This is a genomic window from Nocardioidaceae bacterium (assembly GCA_018672315.1).
In the GTDB taxonomy this organism is placed as follows: Bacteria; Actinomycetota; Actinomycetes; order Propionibacteriales; family Nocardioidaceae; genus TYQ2.
Genome location: CP076053.1, coordinates 2,345,078 through 2,364,140, shown reverse-complemented (window position 1 = coordinate 2,364,140; position 19,063 = coordinate 2,345,078). Strand labels below are relative to the sequence as shown.

The 19,063-nt window shown below is 71.7% G+C and carries 19 protein-coding genes; 10 read left to right on the top strand and 9 right to left on the bottom strand.

Going from position 1 to position 19,063, the window contains the following annotated elements:
• Positions 1–149: 149 nt before the first annotated feature.
• The gene (locus tag KLP28_11410) at positions 150–2,498 is read left to right on the top strand and encodes a hypothetical protein (GenBank protein ID QWC84197.1); all 2,349 of its coding nucleotides are present in this window, start codon (positions 150–152) and stop codon (positions 2,496–2,498) included.
• A gap of 170 nt (positions 2,499–2,668) precedes the next feature.
• Positions 2,669–2,914 (top strand): hypothetical protein, encoded by a 246-nt coding sequence (locus KLP28_11405; GenBank protein ID QWC84196.1) that lies wholly within the window; start codon positions 2,669–2,671, stop codon positions 2,912–2,914.
• A 3-nt stretch (positions 2,915–2,917) separates the two neighbouring features.
• Here KLP28_11405 and KLP28_11400 read toward each other — a convergent pair whose 3' ends face one another.
• The gene (locus KLP28_11400; GenBank protein QWC84195.1) at positions 2,918–4,429 is read right to left on the bottom strand and encodes a DUF2252 family protein; all 1,512 of its coding nucleotides are present in this window, start codon (positions 4,427–4,429) and stop codon (positions 2,918–2,920) included.
• 10 nt (positions 4,430–4,439) lie between these two features.
• Positions 4,440–6,527, bottom strand: a complete 2,088-nt coding sequence (locus tag KLP28_11395; protein QWC84194.1) for an acetoacetate--CoA ligase — start codon at positions 6,525–6,527, stop codon at positions 4,440–4,442.
• 224 nt (positions 6,528–6,751) lie between these two features.
• On the opposite strand from KLP28_11395, the gene KLP28_11390 reads away from it, so the two are divergent.
• From KLP28_11390 to KLP28_11365, 6 genes are read left to right on the top strand one after another with little or no spacing between them, the layout of a single operon-like run.
• Positions 6,752–7,012: a metalloregulator ArsR/SmtB family transcription factor gene (locus tag KLP28_11390; GenBank protein ID QWC86946.1), complete on the top strand. Its 261-nt coding sequence runs from the start codon at positions 6,752–6,754 to the stop codon at positions 7,010–7,012.
• A gap of 50 nt (positions 7,013–7,062) precedes the next feature.
• Complete coding sequence (gene arsB / locus KLP28_11385) at positions 7,063–8,115, top strand: ACR3 family arsenite efflux transporter (GenBank protein ID QWC86945.1); 1,053 nt, start codon at positions 7,063–7,065, stop codon at positions 8,113–8,115.
• Complete coding sequence (locus KLP28_11380; protein ID QWC84193.1) at positions 8,112–8,558, top strand: low molecular weight phosphatase family protein; 447 nt, start codon at positions 8,112–8,114, stop codon at positions 8,556–8,558. The genes arsB and KLP28_11380 overlap by 4 nt, the downstream gene beginning before the upstream one ends.
• A gap of 24 nt (positions 8,559–8,582) precedes the next feature.
• Positions 8,583–9,239 carry an MBL fold metallo-hydrolase gene (locus KLP28_11375; GenBank protein QWC84192.1) on the top strand — a complete coding sequence of 219 codons (657 nt, stop codon included), beginning with the start codon at positions 8,583–8,585 and terminating at the stop codon, positions 9,237–9,239.
• A 2-nt stretch (positions 9,240–9,241) separates the two neighbouring features.
• A complete protein-coding gene (locus tag KLP28_11370) occupies positions 9,242–9,841 on the top strand; it encodes a 3'-phosphoesterase (protein ID QWC84191.1) in 600 nt (199 codons plus the stop codon).
• A 23-nt stretch (positions 9,842–9,864) separates the two neighbouring features.
• Positions 9,865–10,341, top strand: a complete 477-nt coding sequence (locus KLP28_11365; GenBank protein ID QWC84190.1) for a hypothetical protein — start codon at positions 9,865–9,867, stop codon at positions 10,339–10,341.
• Here KLP28_11365 and msrB read toward each other — a convergent pair.
• The 3 genes from msrB to ligD all read right to left on the bottom strand — a co-directional run bounded on the left by msrB (position 10,325) and on the right by ligD (position 12,787).
• Entirely contained in the window at positions 10,325–10,744 is a 420-nt protein-coding gene (gene msrB / locus KLP28_11360) for a peptide-methionine (R)-S-oxide reductase MsrB (GenBank protein ID QWC86944.1), read from the bottom strand. The genes KLP28_11365 and msrB overlap by 17 nt on opposite strands.
• A 70-nt stretch (positions 10,745–10,814) precedes the next feature.
• Positions 10,815–11,795, bottom strand: coding sequence for a hypothetical protein (locus KLP28_11355; GenBank protein QWC84189.1), 981 nt, complete (start codon positions 11,793–11,795; stop codon positions 10,815–10,817).
• 17 nt (positions 11,796–11,812) lie between these two features.
• Positions 11,813–12,787 carry a non-homologous end-joining DNA ligase gene (gene ligD / locus KLP28_11350; protein QWC84188.1) on the bottom strand — a complete coding sequence of 325 codons (975 nt, stop codon included), beginning with the start codon at positions 12,785–12,787 and terminating at the stop codon, positions 11,813–11,815.
• Positions 12,788–12,852: 65 nt separating this feature from the next.
• Here ligD and KLP28_11345 point away from each other — a divergent pair, with 65 nt between their 5' ends.
• Positions 12,853–13,347: a tryptophan-rich sensory protein gene (locus tag KLP28_11345; protein QWC86943.1), complete on the top strand. Its 495-nt coding sequence runs from the start codon at positions 12,853–12,855 to the stop codon at positions 13,345–13,347.
• A 20-nt stretch (positions 13,348–13,367) separates the two neighbouring features.
• Positions 13,368–14,261, top strand: a complete 894-nt coding sequence (locus KLP28_11340) for an aminoglycoside phosphotransferase family protein (protein ID QWC84187.1) — start codon at positions 13,368–13,370, stop codon at positions 14,259–14,261.
• Positions 14,262–14,273: 12 nt separating this feature from the next.
• On the opposite strand, the gene KLP28_11335 is transcribed toward KLP28_11340, so the two are convergent.
• Genes KLP28_11335 through KLP28_11320 form a run of 4 tightly spaced genes read right to left on the bottom strand, consistent with a single transcriptional unit; the run spans position 14,274 to position 19,019 of the window.
• Entirely contained in the window at positions 14,274–15,173 is a 900-nt protein-coding gene (locus KLP28_11335; GenBank protein QWC84186.1) for an HNH endonuclease, read from the bottom strand.
• Positions 15,170–15,562: a DUF222 domain-containing protein gene (locus KLP28_11330; protein ID QWC84185.1), complete on the bottom strand. Its 393-nt coding sequence runs from the start codon at positions 15,560–15,562 to the stop codon at positions 15,170–15,172. Before KLP28_11330 ends, KLP28_11335 begins: the two co-directional genes overlap by 4 nt.
• A gap of 59 nt (positions 15,563–15,621) precedes the next feature.
• Positions 15,622–18,051 (bottom strand): phosphoenolpyruvate synthase, encoded by a 2,430-nt coding sequence (ppsA, locus tag KLP28_11325; GenBank protein QWC84184.1) that lies wholly within the window; start codon positions 18,049–18,051, stop codon positions 15,622–15,624.
• Positions 18,051–19,019: a kinase/pyrophosphorylase gene (locus KLP28_11320; GenBank protein QWC84183.1), complete on the bottom strand. Its 969-nt coding sequence runs from the start codon at positions 19,017–19,019 to the stop codon at positions 18,051–18,053. Before KLP28_11320 ends, ppsA begins: the two co-directional genes overlap by 1 nt.
• Between the last annotated feature and the right edge of the window lie 44 nt (positions 19,020–19,063).

Here is a 19,063-nt window from a genome sequence, read left to right as displayed (position 1 = left end):
ACCGGACGTTCCGGACGCGCGGTCTCGACATGTGAGAAGTTCGTACCGGCAGTGAACCGGATCACCCCCAGCGACGAACCACAGATCACACCGCTCGTCCGCGGTGCCGGGACGGAACCCACCGTCCCTCGTCGATCGAAGGGTCTGGCATGAAGTCATCGAGGTCTCGGGCGCTCCCCGCGCTCGGCACGCTGGCGGCGCTCGCACTGAGCTCGCTCGCGTACGCAGCCCCCGCCACCGCGGCGCCGGGCGACACCGTCACGGTCAACAACGAGCAGCAGCTGCGCCAGGCCGTCTTCCGCGCCAACCGCGGCGGCCCCAGCACCATCAAGCTCCGCAGCAACATCCGTCTGAACCGCGACGGCAACGGCGGGCCCTTCCGCGGCGACCTGGACATCAACCGCAACGCGGACGTCACGATCCTCGGCCAGGGCAAGACCATCAACGCGAACGGCATCGACCGGCACTTCGACGTCTCCGCCGGTGCCTCGCTGACGATCCGCCGCGCGATCCTCACCAACGGCGCCCCGGGCGTCGGCGAGTCCGGCGGCGCCATCCGCAGTGCCGGCGACCTCGACATCCGCAACAGCCGCATCCTGAAGAACACCGTCACCGGCGAGGGTGCCTCCGGCGGCGCGGTCTTCAACGACGGCGGCGAGCTGCTCGTCTCCGCCTCCCGCCTGAACCGCAACTCGGCCGTCCGCGCCGGTGGCGCGGTCGAGCTCGACGGCGGCACGGCACTGATCCGCAACTCACGCATGGCCGGCAACAACGCCGGCACCGCACCCGGCAACGGCGGCGCGCTCCACACCACCGGCGACGGCCAGGTGACGCTGGTCGGCAGCTCGGCGCGCAACAACACCGCCGTCGAGGGCGGCGGTCTGTGGAACTCCGACACCGGCTCCTTGGGCCTCGTCCGCACCGAGGTGCAGGGCAACACCGCCACCGGCTCCAACGCCGGTGACGCGACCGACGCCGGAGGCGGCGGCATCTACAACGACGGCGGCACCGTCGTGGTCGGCGCCTCCCAGGTGCTGCGCAACGACGCCACCGGCACCTCCGCCTCCGGCGGCGGCATCCTGAACAAGGGCACGATGGAGATCGAGAGCACCACGATCTCCGACAACTCCGCCACCCGCGCCGGTGGCGGCATCGAGGGCGCCGGCGGCTCCTCGACCGACGTGCTGAACTCGGCCGTGCTGAACAACGCCGTGGCCACCAACCCGGGCAACGGTGGCGGGGTGCACCTCGGCGGCGACGCCGAGGCGACCGTCGTCGGCTCCCGCGTGCTGGGCAACACCGCCGGCGCCGAGGGTGGCGGCCTGTGGAACAACACCGGCACGATGACGGTGGAGAGCACGGTCCTCCGCGGCAACTCCGCCGGCGGCGACGCCGCCGACAACGGCGGTGGCGGCCTCTACAACAACGGCGGCACCATGGTCGTGACGAACGCCGTCGTCGAGGACAACAGCGCGACCGGCACCGCGGGATCCGGTGGCGGCATCCTCAACAACGCCGGCACGCTCACCGTCACCGAGACCACGGTGGAGTCCAACGAGGCGAACCGTGCCGGTGGCGGCATCGAGGCCGCGGACGGCACGACCGAGATCCGCCGCTCCTCGCTGGTCGGCAACTCGATCGCGACCGCCGCCCCCGGCAACGGCGGCGGGCTGCACATCGGCGGCGCGGGCACCTCGCTGGTCGCCAGGTCGCTCGTGCAGGGCAACACCGCCGTCGAGGGCGGCGGCCTGTGGAACTCCGGCGCCGGTGACATGACGGTGCGCAACTCCGAGGTCTCCGAGAACGTCGCGACGGGCACGAACGCCGCCGACGACCCGGCGACCGAGGAGAACGAGGCCACGACCGACGCCGGCGGCGGCGGCATCTACAACGACGGCGGCACGATGAGCGTCGTCAGCTCCGACGTGCTCGGCAACTCCGCGTCGGGCGCCTCGGCCTCCGGTGGCGGCCTGCTCACCAACGGTGGGGACGTCACGGTGCGCAACTCGCTGGTCGACGGCAACGACGCCACTCGCGCGGGTGGCGGCATCGAGATCCAGGGCGCGGCCGACGCCGACACCGCCACCCTCGCCGTCCTCGGGTCCGACGTCACGAACAACGTGACCTCGAACAACCCCGGCAACGGCGGCGGCATCCACCTCGCCGGCAACGCCACGATCGAGCTCGACGAGGACACCACGATCACCGGCAACCAGGCCGGCGACGCGGTGAACCCGACCAACGAGACCGAGGGTGGCGCCGGTGAAGGTGGCGGCGTGTGGCTGTCGGGCAACTCCGACGGCGGTCAGCTGACCGTCGGCGGGGCGACGATCTGCGGCAACGAGCCCAACGACGTCTACTACAACGGTGACGACGTCGAGATCGACGACGTCAACTGCGACGACACGAGCGAGCCGGCTGACCCGGGCACCGACACCCCCGGTGCCGGCCCCGGGCTCGGAGACCTCCTCACCCCGGGTGGCAACGCCACCTCCTGACCCGGTCTGATCGACCAGACCAGCAGGGCCCCCGTACGTACGCGTACGGGGGCTCTGCTGCGTCTTCGGGCCGCCCGGGGGCGTCGGTGCGTCACATCACGGCATCGGTACGCGTGCCGGGCCGCGTCGTCGGGCAGTGACCCCTGGAGCAGACGTACGGTGGTCGACGGATGACCGCCGAGGGGGCACGCCGACCGATGGACCGACCACGACAGCAGCAGTCGCAGGACCAGGCCGTCTGGCCCTCCCACCTGCGCGCCGAGCAACGCACGACGGGCATCGGCCGGGGAGCCCAGGCGGGTCTCGCGATCACGGGCAGCCTGCTGGCCGGTCTCCTGGTGCTGTCCTGGAACGGGCCGTTCCCCGCTGCGCCCTCGCAGCAGCAGGGTCCGGCGCCGGTCGCCGTGGACCGCTGACCGCTACTTGAAGACGCGGTCCACCGCCGCGAACGCACCGAGTTCGTGGTCGCGCCGGAAGTGCCGGTGGTCCTCGCGGTGACGGTCGGCGCTCTCCATCGCCCACTCCACGATGTCGTGCACGAAGAGGTCCCGCGGTCCCATCGCGGCCAGGATGTCGGGCTCGATGTCGTGGTCGAGCAGTCCCGCCTCGTCGCTCAGCGCGTGGGACTGGGCCAGTGAGCGGCCGCAGATCGCGGCGTACTTGCGCCAGGTCTTCTTGCTGAGCTCGTCGAGGTCGATGTCGTCCCGGAACGGTGCCCGCTCACGCACCATGAAGCTCAGCCCGTCCATCTCCACCGCGCCGTAGAAGCGGTCACCGCGCACGAGGTGGACGCCCTGGGCGTGGGAGATGCGCTGGGCGCTGCCGTCCATGACGAACTCGCTCGGCGGTGCCAACCCGGCGAGAGCCGAGCGTCGGGCCTGCTTGAACTCCAGGATCACGTCGTCGGTGCCGTCGCCGTTCGGCCCCTCGATCATCAGGTAGTAGCGAGGGAGACCGAGGGAGGCCGTGCCCTGCCCGAGCCGCTGGCAGACGTCCTTGACCTTCATGCCACGCGTACGCTCCGGCACCTCGATGTCGTTCTCCTCCACGAAGCGGTCGAGTGCCTCCTGGAACTCCTCCCGACGACCGGACACCGGCACGTGCTCGTCGTCGGCGCGGAAGCCGCGGCGGTGCTCGTCGTGGTACTTGCGCGCCAGCCAGTCGGCCTGCGGCTCCTCGACGGCGCTCTCGATGAGCTTGCGGATGACCTTCGGGGCGTTGTCCTGCCGCAGCTGGCCCTGCTGCTCGATGGCGTCGTCGGCGTACTCCTGCATCGCCTCGACGTAGCCGCTCACGAACGCCGCAGCGATCCTGCGCTGGTGCTTGCGACCCAGCTCGCCCTCGACCTCGGCGCCGATCACGAAGCCCGCCGCCCCACGCTTGAGGTCCCAGGTGAAGGGCGCGTAGAACGCCTCGTCGAAGTCGTTGACGCCGAAGATCGGCACGTTGTCGGCGCTCGGCATCACCCCGAAGTTCTCCGGGTGCACGTCGCCCAGGGTCAGCACGGTCGGCATCCAGGCGTCCTCGCCGGCCATGTCGCGGTAGAAGAGCAGGCAGGTGCCGCGGAAGAAGGAGAACAGGTTGTCGTGCAGCTTGGTGAACTTGGCCGCGGTGTCCTCGGCGCGGGTCGAGATGCGCTTCTGGTGGTCCTCGCGCAGCGTCTGGCGTACGTGCATGCGCCGCTCGTGACCCGTGAGGTTGCTCGGCAGGAACACCATCTCCCCGCGCGCGCGGCGTGCGGCGAGGTCGCGGAACGCCTGGAGCCGGTCCGCCGCCGGGGCCTCCCCCGGCTCGCCGGGCTCACGCATCGCGCGGGCCAGGGCGTGCTGCAGCTCCTTCTTGCTCATCGACGACCGCCCGGAGACCCCCCGGTCGCGAGCGAGCTCCAGCAGGTCAGCGCGTGTCTTGCCGCTCAGGTCGTCGGATGCCATGTCGGCACCCCTACCCCGACGCGGGTGGGGCCGCACGTGTGTCGCGGCGGTGCACGGCGTACGCGGCGAACCAGTCGAGCATCTCGGGATGGTCGACCGCGCCCCTGCCCGCCTGGTCGCCCGCGATGCGGGCGGACCCCTCGGGGTCGGCGAGGATGCGGGTCACCGGCACCTCGAGCCGCTTGCCCGTCAGGGTGCGCGGCACCCGCGGCACCTCGATGACCTCGTCGGGCACGTGCCGGGGTGAGAGGCGGGTGCGCAGCGTCGTCCTGAGACGGTCGGCGAAGTCGTGGTCGACGACCTGGTCGCCGTCGGGCACGACGAACAGCGGCATCCAGTACTCCCCGTCCGCCAGGTCGACACCGACCACCAGGCTGTCGGCGAGGCCCTCGAGGTCATCGAGCACGTCGTAGAGCTCGGCGGAGCCGATGCGTACGCCACCGCGGTTGAGCGTCGCGTCCGACCGGCCGGCCACCGCCAGCGTCAGGTCGTCGTGCACGACGACCCAGTCGCCGTGGCGCCACGTGCCGGGGAAGACGTCGAAGTACGCCGCGCGGTACCGCGACCCGTCGTCGTCGCCGAGCAGGCCCAGCGGCATCGAGGGCATCGGGGAGCGCACGACGAGCTCACCCTCCTCGCCGGTGACGGGGCGCCCGTCGACGTCCCAGGCCTCCAGGTCCACCCCGAGCCACGGCGCCGAGATCCGACCGACGACGCTGGGCAGCAGCGGCGAGGTGCCGGCGAGCACGGAGCAGACGTCGGTGCCGCCGCTGATCGACTGCAGCTGCACCCCGGGCAGCTCGCGGCCGATCCACCGCCACGCCTCCTCGGGCAGCGTCGAGCCGGTCTGCAGCAGCGAGCGCAGCGCGCCGAGGTCGTACGCCGAGGGCTCGCGGCCCCGCTGCATCCCCGCGGTGAGGTACGCCGCGCCGACCCCGACCACCGCAGCGCCCTCCTCGGCGGCGACGCGCCACACACCGTCGGCGTCGGGGTGGGTCGGCGAGCCGTCGTAGAGGACGACCTCGGCGCCGACCAGAAGTCCCGCGACGGCGAAGTTCCACATCATCCAGCCCGCGGAGGTCGCGACGAAGTAGCGGTCGCCGCGTCGCACGTCGCAGCCGAGGGACAAGGCCTTGCCGAGCTCCAAGGTGATGCCGCCGTGGGACTGCACGATCCCCTTGGGCCGTCCGGTCGTGCCCGAGGACCACAGCACCCAGAGAGGGTCGGAGAACTCGGTGGCGACGTGGGCGGGCTTCGCAGCGGGGTGCTGGTCGGGCCCGCGGACGGCCTCGTCCCACGCCAGGGTCGCGGCAGGGAGGTCGTTGCCGAGCCCGAGCCCCAGCAGCGGCACCTCGACCACGTCGGTCAGCGTCGGCAGCGACTCGGCGAGCGCCGCGACCTCCGTACGCCGGTCGTGGTCGGCACCGCCGTAGCGGTAGCCGTCGACCGCGACCAGCACGCGCGGACCGAGCTGCTCGAAGCGGCTCAGCACGCTCGGGGTGCCGAACTCCGGCGCCGCGCACGTCCACACCGCGCCCACCGACGCCGAGGCGAGCATCGCGACGAGCGTCTCCAGCCGGTTGGGCAGGTATCCCGCGACGGCGTCACCCGGTCCGACGCCGAGGTCGCGGAAGGTCGCGGCGAGACCCGCGACCTGCCGCGACAGCGCGGCGTACGTCGTCTCGGTGCGGGCCCCGGTCTCGTCGCGGCAGACCACGGCGAGGTCGTCGGGCTCCCCGCCGGCCAGGCACCGCTCGGCGAAGTTCACCGGCGCCCCGGGGAACCACCGCGCGCCCGGCATGGAGGCGTCGGGGAGCACCTCCTCGGGGGCCGAGGGACGGTGCCCCGAGCCCTCGGCGTGCCCGAGGAAGTCCCACAGGCTCGCCCAGAACGCCGGCAGGTCCGCGGTGGACCACCGCCACAGCGACGCGTAGGAGGGCAGGGCCTCCCCCGGCGCCGGATCGGTCACCTCGGGGCCGGGAGCGGTGAACCCGTCGGGCTCCCAGGCACGCAGGAAGTCGAGGTAGGCAGCGAGCCCGGAGCCGTCGAAGGTCGCCGGCGTGGGCTGCCACAGCAGGTCGGGTGTCTCGGTCTGCACGCCAGCAGTCTGGCGTACGCCCCGTGACCGCGGCCGCCCGTCGGACGTCGGACGTCGGACCTCGGCGCGACTTGACCCGTCGTATCGACAGACATCAACATAGACAGGTGTCGAACTCCTGCGTCCCGCCCGACGACCTGTCGTCCCTGGCTGATCCCCTGACCTGCTGCACCCCCCTCGCCGTCGAACCGATCAGCCCGTCCGCAGCCGTGCAGGTGGCGGGGATGCTGAAGGCCATCGCGGACCCGGCCCGCCTCCGGCTGCTGTCCCTCGTCCTGTCCCACGAGGGCGCCGAGGCGTGCGTCTGCGACCTCCTGCCGTTCTTCGACCTCTCCCAGCCCACGATCAGCCACCACCTCAAGGTGCTGCACGACGCCGGGCTCCTCGACCGGGAGAAGCGCGGCACGTGGGTCTTCTACATCGCACGCCCCGCGGCGATGTCGGCCCTAGGCTCGCTCTTCGGCAGTGCGGCGGTGCCGGCATGAGCGACGTCGTGCACGAGACACCGCGGCCCGGCACGGCGGACGGCGACGTGGTGCGCCGGCTCTCCACCCTGGACAGGTTCCTGCCCCTGTGGATCGGCGTCGCGATGGTCGTCGGTCTGCTGCTGGGTCGCGGCGTCCCCGGACTCGACGAGGCGTTGGCCACGGTCGAGATCGGCTCGGTCTCGCTGCTCATCGCCATCGGCCTGCTCGTGATGATGTACCCGGTGCTGGCGAAGGTCCGCTACGACGAGCTCGAGCACGTCACCCGTGACACCCGGATGCTCGTGACCTCGATCGTCCTGAACTGGGTGCTCGGACCCGCCCTGATGTTCGTGCTCGCGTGGCTCCTGCTGCCCGACCTGCCGGAGTACCGCACCGGTCTGATCATCGTCGGTCTCGCCCGCTGCATCGCGATGGTGCTGATCTGGAACGACCTGGCCTGCGGCGACGGCGAGGCCGCGGCGATCCTGGTCGCCATCAACGCGGTGTTCCAGATCTTCGCGTTCGCGGTGCTCGGCTGGTTCTACCTGCAGGTGCTGCCGGGATGGCTGGGACTGGAGCAGGCGGCCCTCGACGTCTCGATCTGGAGCATCGCCGGATCCGTGCTGGTCTTCCTCGGCATCCCCCTGGCCGCCGGCTACCTCAGCCGGGTGCTGGGCGAGCGCACCCGGGGGCGCGAGTGGTACGAGTCCCGGTTCCTGCCGCGCATCGGGCCCGCCGCGTTGTACGGCCTCCTGTTCACCATCGTCGTGCTCTTCGCCCTGCAGGGCGACACGATCACCGGGGCGCCGCTCGACGTCGCCCGCATCGCCCTGCCGCTGCTGGCCTACTTCGTGCTCATGTGGGGCGGCTCGATGCTGCTCACCCGGGCGCTCGACTTCGACTACCAGCGGGCGACCGCGGTGTCCTTCACCGCGGCCGGCAACAACTTCGAGCTCGCCATCGCGGTGGCGATCGGGGTCTTCGGTGTCACCTCCGGGCAGGCGCTCGCCGGCGTCGTCGGACCGCTGATCGAGGTGCCGGTGCTGGTCGGCCTGGTGTACGTGAGCCTCTGGGCGCGCCGCTTCTACCGCGAGCACGACCGTGCGGAGGTCTCCTCGTGACCGCCGCGGGTCCTCCTGACGCCGAGGCCCGTACGCCCTCCGTGCTCTTCGTCTGCGCCCGCAACGGCGGCAAGAGCCCGATGGCGGAGGGGCTGATGCGCGACCTCGTCGAGGCCGCCGGCAACCGCGTCGACGTGGCCTCGGCCGGCACCGACCCCGGCACGGCGCCCAACGCCCTGTCGGTGCAGGTGCTCGCCGAGGTCGGCGTCGACATCGCGGGACACGTGCCGCGACGGCTCACCCCTGAGCTCGTGGCGGGCGCCGACCGCGTCGTCGTGCTCGGGCGCGAGGCACAGGTCGACGGCGCCGGGACGCGTGTGGAGACGTGGGAGACCGACGAGCCGTCGGTGCGTGGCATCGAGGGGATCGAGCGCATGCGCCTGGTGCGCGACGACATCGCGGCCCGGGTCCGGCGGCTCGCGCACGAGCTCGGCATCGACTGATCGGGCGCGGGGCACGGTGGGCCCATGCAGCTCACCAAGCTCGGCCACGCCTGCGTACGCCTCGAGAAGGGCGGTCAGGTGATCGTCGTGGACCCGGGTGTGGAGGCCTTCACGCCCGAGGCCGACGCCCTGGAGGGGGTCTCGGCCGTCCTCGTCACCCACGAGCACCCCGACCACCTCGATGTCGAGCGTCTCCGCGCCGCCATGAGCCGGGACTCCGGGCTCGTCGTGGTGACCTGCCGAGGCGCGGCCGACAGTCTCCTGGACGGCGCCACCGCCGGGCTCGCCGAGCGCGTGCAGGTGCTGCACGGCGGCGACTCCACCGAGGTGGCGGGCTTCGCGGTGACCGGGGTGGGCGACGAGCACGCCCTCAACCATCCGGACGCACCGGTGGTCGACAACGTCGGCATGATGCTCGACGGGCGCGTGGTGCACCTCGGCGACGCGCTCACCCCCACCGACGCCGAGGTGGTGCTGGTCGCGGCGCAGGCGCCGTGGATGTCGGTGCCCGACCAGGCGCGCTACCTCAAGTCGATCCCCGCCCGACGGATCCTCGGGGTCCACGACGGGCTGCTGAAGGACGTCGGCCTCGGCGTCGTCGACCGCTGGCTCGAGCACGAGGGCGAGGTCGCCGACCGGGAGGCGCGGCGGCTGCGCGTCGGCGAGACGGTGGAGGTCTGAGCATGGCCTCCGGTGACGCCGACCTGAGCGAGTACGAGGAGAAGCGCGACTTCGCGAGCACCCCTGAACCCGACGCGTCCGGTGACGCCCCGAGCGCCGACGGGCCGATCTTCGTCATCCAGCGGCACGACGCGAGCTCGCTGCACTTCGACTGGAGGCTCGAGATCGACGGGGTGCTGGTGAGCTGGGCCGTGCCGAAGGGCCCCTCGACAGACCCCCGCGACAAACGGCTCGCCACGCGCACCGAGGACCACCCGATGGACTACGCGGACTTCGAGGGTCGCATCGGCGAGGGGTACGGGGCCGGCACCGTGGTCGTGTGGGACACCGGGGCGTACGAGCACCTCACCGAGGTCGACGGCGAGCGGGTGTCCGCCGCCGAGGCGTTGGGGGGCGGGCACATCAAGGTCGAGCTGCACGGCTCGAAGCTGACCGGTGCGTACGCCCTGACGCACACGAAGCTCGGCGGCGACGACTCCAACTGGCTGCTCGTCAAGGTGGACGACCACGGCGCCGACGCGCGCCGCAACCCCACCTCGACGCAGAACGAGTCGGTGCTCTCCGGCAAGGAGAACGCCGACTTCGAGACGTCCGAGTCCTGAGCGCCGGCGCGTAACCTCGCGCCATGGACGCCGATGTCGACGTGATCTGGGACCGCGCGTGCGAACTGCTGATGAGCGACGCGACGGGCCACGGGATCGAAGGGCTGCGCGAGGGCGACCGCATGCTCGCCGACGCCATCCACCTCGACGGCTGCTTCCAGCGCAGCGGCGCCGACGCCATGCCCGACCTCGACGACACCGACCGCGACGCCGGCGTGGTCGGGCTCCGGTGGTTCGGCCTCGACGACGCCGCGGACATCGTCGAGACCTACGTCGAGAGGTCCCGACGCGGTCTCGCGAGCGAGTCCGACGAGCTGGACTCGACGGACGCGTACAACGCGATCGACGTGGAGGCCGGGTTGACGAGCGGCGTACGCGAACGTCTGCGCGACAGCGCCGACAGCTTCGCGCCCGCTGACATGCCTCGACCCCCACGACAGCAGCCGCAGGGGTCGAGATGGACGTCAGGCGCTCGGAGGTTCCTCAGGCGTCGGGATTGAGCCGCAGCGCCACGCCGTTGATGCAGTAGCGCTCGTCGGTGGGCGTCGGGAACCCCTCGCCCTTGAAGACGTGGCCCAGGTGGGAGCCGCAGTTCGCGCAGCGCACCTCGGTGCGCACCTGACCGAAGGAGCGGTCCTCGATGTACTCCACCGAGTCACCGGCCAGCGGCGTGTAGAACGCCGGCCACCCGCAGTGGGCGTCGAACTTGGTGTCGGACCGGAACAGCTCGGCGCCGCAGGCACGGCACGCGTACACGCCGGGGGTCTCCAGCGTCTCGTACTCGGAGCTGAAGGGTCGCTCGGTGCCGGCCTGACGCAGCACCTGGTACTCCTCGCGGGACAGCTCCTCACGCCACTGGGCGTCGTCCTTGGTCACGGCGTACTCGCGGCCGGTGGTGTCCATGCTTCCCATGCGGCGTCCTCCAGGTCGTAGGTCGGAGAGTCGGGGCAACTTCACGTCGTGCACAACGATCTCAGGTGTCCGATTCTTCCCGACCGTGCCACCGCCCGAGGCGGTCGACGGCTGTCCCCAGGGCCTGCCGGTGGTCCCAGAGGTCGGCCCAGGGGTCGTCGACCTGCCCGAGCCGGCGCGGGAGCGAGTCGACGGTGTGTTGGTCGGGAAGCACCCGCGACACCTCGTCCCACCGGATCGGCAGCGCCACCGGCGCCCCGGGCCGGGGCCGGACGGCGTACGGCGGCACGACCGTCTGGGCGTACGCGTTGCGCGCCACGTCGAGCAGCACCCGGTCACCCCGGTTCTGCTTGCGCGCCTCGACGGTGAGCAGGTCGGGGTGGCGGGCGGCGAGCGCCGCGGCGAAGGTCTGCGCGAAGCCGCGTACGTCGTCGAAACCGCGGTCCCGCCGGATCGGCACGGTGACGTGGTAGCCACGGGACCCGGTGGTCTTCACCCAGCTCCGGAGGCCGAGGTCGTCCAAGGCCTCGGCCACCAGCTGGGTCGCCCGGCGGACGGCGCCGACGTCGTCGACGGACGGATCGAGGTCGACGACGAGCAGGTCGGGGCGGTCGAGCATCGAGCCCCGGTCGTCGTCGGAGCGGGAGAGCCAGGTGTGCGGGGTGAGACAGGCGGACTGGGACAGCAGCGCGAGGGTGGCGGCGTCGTCGACGACCACCTGGCGCTGGCGGCCGTCGTTCGTGGCGAGCTCGGTGGAGGCCACCCAGTCCGGGTAGTGGCTGGGCAGCTTCTTCTCGTAGAACCCTCCCCCGCCGTGCTCGTCGGTCCCGTCGGGGAACCGCTGCATCGAGATCGGCCGGCCGACCAGGTGAGGCAGCATGAGGTCGGCGACGGAGGCGTAGTGCTCGGCCAGCCCTGCTTTGGTCAGCGGGCCGCCCGCCGCCCTGCCGTCGTCGGCGCCGCGTCCAGGGAGCAGCGGCTTGTCGGGCTTCTTGACGGTCACCCCCTCGACCTCGACGGGCTCGCCGTGCTTCTTCACCATGCCGGCTCCTCTGCCGTTCAGCTCTCGCGGACCACGTCGGCGGCGGGCTTGTCGGTACGCAGCCCCAGGAAGCGCGGGTGCCGCATCATGCCGTCGCTCGTCCACTCGGTGAAGGCCACTTCGGCGACCAGCTCGGGGCGTACCCAGTGCACCTCGTCGGCTGCCTTGCCTCGGGGGAGCTCACCCTCGGTGCAGGGGCTCTCGCCGACCTCGAGGTCACCGAGTCGTCCGCGCAGGTCCCGCAGGGTCGCGTGGTCGAAGCCGGTGCCGACCTTGCCGACGTAGCGGAGCGCGCTGTCGTCGGTGTCGCCCCGCTCGAGGTGGTGGGCCAGGAGCAGGGCACCGAGGCCGACACGCTCGCCCCGGGGTTCGCTCCAACCCACGACCACGAGCTCCTGGCCCGCCTCGCACTTGAGCTTCAACCAGCTCTTCGTACGCCCGCCGGGGTAGGCCGCGTCCGCGCGCTTGGCGATGAGGCCCTCCCAGCCCTTGGAGCAGGCCTCGGCGTAGTACTCCTCGAAGCCGTCGGTGCGGTGGGGCACGAGGCGGAGCTTGTCGTCGCTCCAGCCGATGCCCTCGCGCAGACGCGCTTTGCGTTCGGTCCACGGGAGGTCGCGGAGGTCCTCACCCGCCGCGCTCAGCACGTCGAAGACGTAGAAGAAGACTCCGACCCCGGAGGAAGCGGCGGCCTCGCCGCGCAGGCCGATGCGCTGCTGCAGTCTCGCGAAGGAGGTGACGGCCCCGTCGAAGGCGACCACCTCGCCGTCGAGGACCCACCCCGTCGGCACGGCACCGAGGGCCGCGACGATCTCGGGGAAGGCATCGGTGACGTCGTGGCCGTTGCGGGACCAGAGCCTCGCGCCGGTCCCCCGCGTGTCGGCGAGCACCCGCTGGCCGTCGAGCTTGCGCTCCACGACCCACCCGGCGGCGAACGCGTCCCAGTCGCGGTCGTGCGTGAGTGTCGCGAGTCCGGGGGTGGGCGGGCCGAGCATGCCTCACCCCTGCCCCTGGTGTCGCGTCGGCACACGGCGGGGAGCCTCTCGCCGTGAGCACCACGATGCACCCGCCACCGGCGTTCTCCGCACGATCCCTGCTGACGCTCGGCGGCTTCGCCGTCGCCGTGGCCGTCGCCGCCGGACTCGGCGGGGTGGCCGCCTCGTCGGCGTCCTCGACGTACGCCGCGCTCGACCTCCCGCCGTACGCGCCCCCGGCCTGGCTCTTCGGTCCGGTGTGGACGGTGCTGTACGTGATGATCGCGGCGAGCGCGTGGGTGCTGTGGCGCGCGGCGCAGACCCGTGGCGCCGCCTGGAGCCCCGCCCTCACCGCGTGGGCGGTGCAGCTGGTGCTCAACGCCGCGTGGACGCCGATCTTCTTCGCCGGCGACCGCTACGGGTTGGCCCTCGTCGAGATCGTCGTGCTGCTGGCCGCCGTGGTGGTCACGATCGCCCTCGCCCGGCGCGAGCGGCCGGCGGCCGCGTGGCTGCTGGTGCCCTACGTGGCGTGGGTGGCCTTCGCGACGGCCCTGAACGCAGGCATCGTCATCCTGAACTGAGCAGGCGGGAGACTTGCGCCGTGCCCGCACCCGCTGCCGAGATCGAGGTCGACGCCGGGCTGGTGCGTGCGCTGCTGCGTGAGCAGCACCCCGATCTCGCCGTTCTGCCGCTCTCGCGTGGACCCGAGGGCTGGGACAACGTGCAGTGGAGGCTCGGTGACGACTTCGTCGTGCGTCTTCCGCGCCGCGCTCTCGCCTCGCGGACCCTGCAGAGCGAGATCCGGTGGCTGCCGCGCCTGCCGCCGCTGCCGCTGTCGATACCCCGACCCATTCGGGTCGGCGAGCCCGGCTGCGGCTACCCCTGGCCTCGGCTCGTCGCGCCCTGGCTGCCCGGCTCGTCGGCCGCCTCGGTCATGGGCGGCACCTGGGACGCAACCTCTTCGGCCGAGGACCTCGGTCGGTTCCTCGGCGCCCTGCACCGGGCCGCACCAGCCGGACTGCCGGTCAATCCGTTCCGCGGGGTCGCACTGGGCGACCGTGCCGGCCGGTTCGACGAGCTCGTCGTGGGACTCGGGATCGGCCCCGGGCATCCGGTGCGGTCGGTGTGGCGGCGTGCATTGTCCGCTGCTGCCTGGGACGGGCCTCCGATGTGGGTGCACGGGGACCTCCACCCCCACAACCTCCTGGTGGACCGCGGTCGCCTCAGCGCCGTCATCGACTTCGGCGACCTCGGTGCCGGCGACCCCGCGGTCGACCTGGCATCGGGCTGGCTGCTCCTCGAGCCCGCTGACCGCGAGCGGCTGTGGAACGCGTACGCCGCTGCGGCCGGCCACGCGGTCGACGATGGCCTGCGGGACCGGGCCCGCGGGTGGGCGGTGCTGTTCGTGCTGACGCTGCAGACGCACGTGGGCGAGGACCCGGGCTGGGCCGGGGTCATCGCCCACGCGTGGCGGCAGCTCGACACTGTGCGATGACCCGTCGAGACGCTAGGTCGTGCGCGAGGTGAAGGTGATGGTGCCGTCGGGTTGTCGTCGGTGCTGGTAGCTGTGGTCGTGGATGCGGCGGTGGTGGAACGTGCACAGCGGGACCATGTCGTCGAGGTCGGTGGTGCCGCCGTGGGACCAGGGTCTGCGGTGGTGCAGCTCGGTCCAGGCGTAGGGGGTCTGGCACCCGGTCGCGGCGCAGGTGGTGTGCCGGGTCGCTCCCGCGAGGCGTTGGGCCTCGGAGAACAGGCGTCGCTGCCGGCCGAGGTCCAGCGGCTGGGACTCCCCACCGAGCACGACGGGCACGAGCCCGGAGCTGCACGCGAGCCGACGGGCGGTCGCGGCGGAGAGCCGCTCACCGGTGTCGATCCCGGCCGCCTTCACCGCCCCCGCGAGCGTGGTGTGGTCCATCGTCACCACGAGCGTGGTCGCGGTCTTGCCCGAGAGCCGGTCGGTCGGCAGGTGCTCCAGGAGGTCCGCGAACGCGACCCCGCGCTCGTGGGCCCAGTCGCGCCCACCGTCACCCAGCGGCTGGGCACCTTGGGCCCGGGTGGCGCCGAGGGCGGCGCGGCGGGGTGCGGTCATCGCGGCCAGGATCTTCCGCAGCACCGACCCGGCCAGGTGCGGGACGGTGAAGTGACCGGTCACGGTGCCGTCGCCGTTGTCGTGCACCGTCAACCGGGCCTTGGCCAGGGCCCGGGTCTCCTCGTCGACCAGCTGCGCGTCCTCGTGGGCGTCGACCACTGCGGGGTCGGGTTCGACGACCTCGAGGACCCGGCGGGCGTGGCGGCGGAGCTGGGTCGGGTCCAGGGTGCGGCTGCGCTCAACGAGCCGCCGCTCCACGGTGGCCCTGTCCTGGGCGGACAGGCCGGTCGGGAGCTGCGCGGTGGCGTGCGCGATCACCGCAGCGTGCTCGCGTGAAACCAGTCCGGCCTCGACGCCTGACTTGTCGTGGGCAGCCGGTCGGACAGGTCGGTCGCCAGACCCACAGTGCGGGCAGCCGCTGCACCAGTGGTGCGGGTGCGGGCTGCCAACCAGTCACTGGTCGTACGCACCCCCGCATCAGAGGCCACGGTCGTCTTCGCAGCCGCCGCGACCAGCCGCAGCTCGTACGCCTGCAACCGCGCCCTCGCCCGCGCGACCTCAGCGATCAACGCATCGCACTCAGCAGATGACAGCCCCTCAACAGGGCCCGCGGCGTCGAGGGCGTCATGAACCGACCTGACCGTCTCCCGCGGACCCCGCTCACGCGACCGCGGAGCGATCGGGGTGGGGTCGAGGAGCGAGGTCATGCACACATGCTATTCGAACACGTGTTCGAATACAAGACCCGCGTCACACGCGGTGTCGCCTACGCGTCGAGGTCGACCTTCGCCAGCGCCAGCCAGGTCTCCACGACCGTGTCGGGGTTCAGCGACATCGACTCGATGCCCTGCTTCAGCAGCCACACGGCCAGCTCGGGGTCGTCGGAGGGCCCCTGGCCGCAGATGCCGACGTACTTGTCGAGCTTCTTGCAGGCCGCGATCGCCCGCTCGAGCATGAAGAGCACGGCCGGATCCCGCTCGTTGAAGGTCTGCGCCACCAGCGAGGAGTCCCGGTCGACGCCGAGCGTCAGCTGCGTGAGGTCGTTCGACCCGATCGAGAAGCCGTCGAAGTGCTCGAGGAACTGCTCGGGGATGATCGCGTTGCTCGGCACCTCGCACATCATCACGACCTGCAGCTCGTCCTTGCCGCGCTCGAGCCCGTGCTCGCCGAGCAGGCTGATGACACCCTCGGCCTCGGCGATGGTGCGCACGAACGGGATCATGACCTTGACGTTGGTCAGCCCCATCTCCTCGCGCACGTGGCGGATGGCCGCGCACTCCATCGCGAAGCACTCGGCGAAGTCGTCCGAGAGGTACCGCGAGGCGCCGCGGTACCCGATCATCGGGTTCTCCTCATCGGGCTCGTAGCGGGTGCCGCCGACGAGGTTGGCGTACTCGTTGGACTTGAAGTCGCTCATCCGCACGATCACCGGCTCCGGCGAGAACGCTGCGGCGATCATCGCGATGCCCTCGGCGACGCGCTTGACGAAGAAGTCACGGGGCCCGTCGTACGCCGCGATCAGGTCGGTGACCTCCTCGCGCAGCGCGGCCGGCAGGTCCTCACCGCCGGCCTCGAGCTCGAGCAGGGCCTTGGGGTGGATGCCGATCTGGCGGTTGATGATGAACTCGAGCCGCATCAGGCCGACGCCGGCGTTCGGGAGCCGCGAGAAGCTGAACGCCTGGTCCGGGGTGCCGACGTTCATCATGACCTTCACGGGCACGTCGGGCATGGCGTCGAGCTCGGTCTTCTCCACGGCGAAGTCGAGGATGCCGTCGTAGACGAAGCCGGTGTCGCCCTCGGCGCAGGAGACGGTGACCTCGCGGCCGTCGGCCAGGTCCGTCGTGGCCGAGCCGGAGCCGACGACAGCGGGGATGCCGAGCTCGCGGGCGATGATCGCGGCGTGGCACGTACGCCCGCCGCGGTTGGTCACGATCGCGGCGGCACGCTTCATGATCGGCTCCCAGTCGGGATCCGTCATGTCGGCCACGAGCACGTCGCCGGGGGTGAAGTCGTGCATCTCCTCGACGCTGCCGAGCACGCGCACCGTGCCGGCGCCGATCTTCTGACCGATCGCCCGGCCCTCGATGACGACCTCGGCGTCGGCGGTGACGCCGCGGTCGATCTTGAAGCGCTCCATGACCCCGCCCACGCGGGACTGCACGGTCTCGGGCCGCGCCTGGAGGATGTAGAGCCGGCCGTCGTCGCCGTCCTTGCCCCACTCGATGTCCATGGGGCGGCCGTAGTGCTCCTCGATGGTCACTGCGTGCTTCGCGAGCTCGGTGACCTCCTCGTCGGTGAGGGAGAGCAGCCGGGAGTCGGCCGGGTCGACCTCGACGAACTCGGTCGTCTGCCCCGTCTCGGTGCGGTCGGTGTAGATCATCTTGGTCGCCTTGGCGCCGACGGTGCGCTTGAGCACGGCCTGCTTGCCCTCGGCCAGAGCGGGCTTGTAGACGTAGAACTCGTCCGGGTTCACCGCGCCCTGCACGACGCCCTCGCCGAGCCCGTACGCCGAGGTGATGAAGACCGCCTGGTCGAAGCCGGACTCGGTGTCGACGGTGAACATCACGCCCGAGGACCCGATGTCCGAGCGCACCATCTTCTGCACGCCCGCGGAGATGCCGACGTCGGCGTGCTCGAAGCCGTGGTGCACGCGGTAGGAGATGGCGCGGTCGTTGTAGAGGGAGGCGTACACCTCGCGCACGCACTCGAGCACCGCGTCGACCCCCGTGACGTTCAGGAAGGTCTCCTGCTGGCCGGCGAAGGAGGCGTCGGGCAGGTCCTCGGCCGTGGCCGAGGAGCGCACCGCGAACGTGGCGCCGGAGGAGTTGCCCGACAACGTCGAGTACGCCTCGCGGATCGCCGCCTCGAGGTCGTCGGGGAAAGGGTGCCCGGTGATCCAGCCGCGGATCTCGGACCCGGCGGCCGCCAGTGCGCGGGTGTCGTCGACGTCGAGGTCGCGCATCCGCTCGACGATGCGCTCGTCGAGGCCGTCGACGGCGAGGAAGCGCAGGAACGCCGAGGACGTCGTCGCGAAGCCGTCGGGCACCGAGACGCCGAGGTCGGCGAGGTTGGAGACCATCTCGCCGAGCGAGGCGTTCTTGCCGCCGACCTCACCGACGTCGCCCATGCCGACCTCGGAGAACCACAGCACGTTCTTCTCCGTGCTCCCGCTCTGATCGGCGGTGGTGTCGCTCATCAACTGGTCCTTCCGTGGCTGCGGCGGAGTCCGGGGCCGGACTGGCCGGTCGTGGTGGTGCGGTGCGGCGAGGTGTTCCTGGTGCGTACGGAGCCGTCCGCGTCGCTGTCGAGGCTGTGACGGCGCAGCTGCTGCACGATGATGGCGCTCATCTCCTCCACCGACCTGGTGGAGGAGTCGATGACGGTGACGCCGTGGGTGTCGTACAGGCGTTGGGCCTGACGCAGCTCCCACCGGCACTGCTCGAGGGACGCGTACGTCGAGTTCGCCCGGCGCTCGCCGCGCACGCGCGAGAGCCGCTCGGCGGTGGTCATGAGGCCGAACAGCGGCACGTCGAGGTCGCGGACGGGCCGTGGCAGCTGGTTGTCGTCGAGGTCCTCGTCGACCAGCGGGTAGTTCGCCACGTGCAAGGAGTGCTGGAGCGCGAGGTACATGCTGGTCGGCGTCTTGCCGCAGCGTGACGGTGCCAACAGGATCGTGTCGGCGCGGTCGAGGCTGCGGATCGAGGCGCCGTCGTCGTGCTCGATCGTGAACTCGATCGCGGCCATGCGGTTGTTGTAGCGCTTGACGTCGCCGACACCGTGCAACCGCGCGGGCTTGCGCATGCCCTCGTCGCCGAGGATCTCCTCGACCTTGTTCAGGTGCATGTCGAAGAAGTCGACCATCGGCACCCGCGAGGTGTGCAGCACCGCGCGCACCTCGTTCGACGCGGCGGTCGTGAAGGCCAGCGGCATCACCTGGTCGGTGACGGCGGCGTCGATCTGCTCCACGACGCGCGCGGCCTCCTCCTCGCTGGTGATGAACGGGATGGAGATGCGGTCGAACCGACGGTGGGGGAACTGCAGCAGCAGCGCGTTGCCCATGGTCTCGGCGCTGATGCCGGTGGAGTCGGAGAGGAAGAAGACGGGCACCGCCGGCCCGTGGCCGGAGCCGTTGCCGCCGTCGGCGGGCGTACGCGCCTGCGTCATCGACGTCTCACCTCCGTCACGTGCGGACCGTGGTCCGTCCTCGG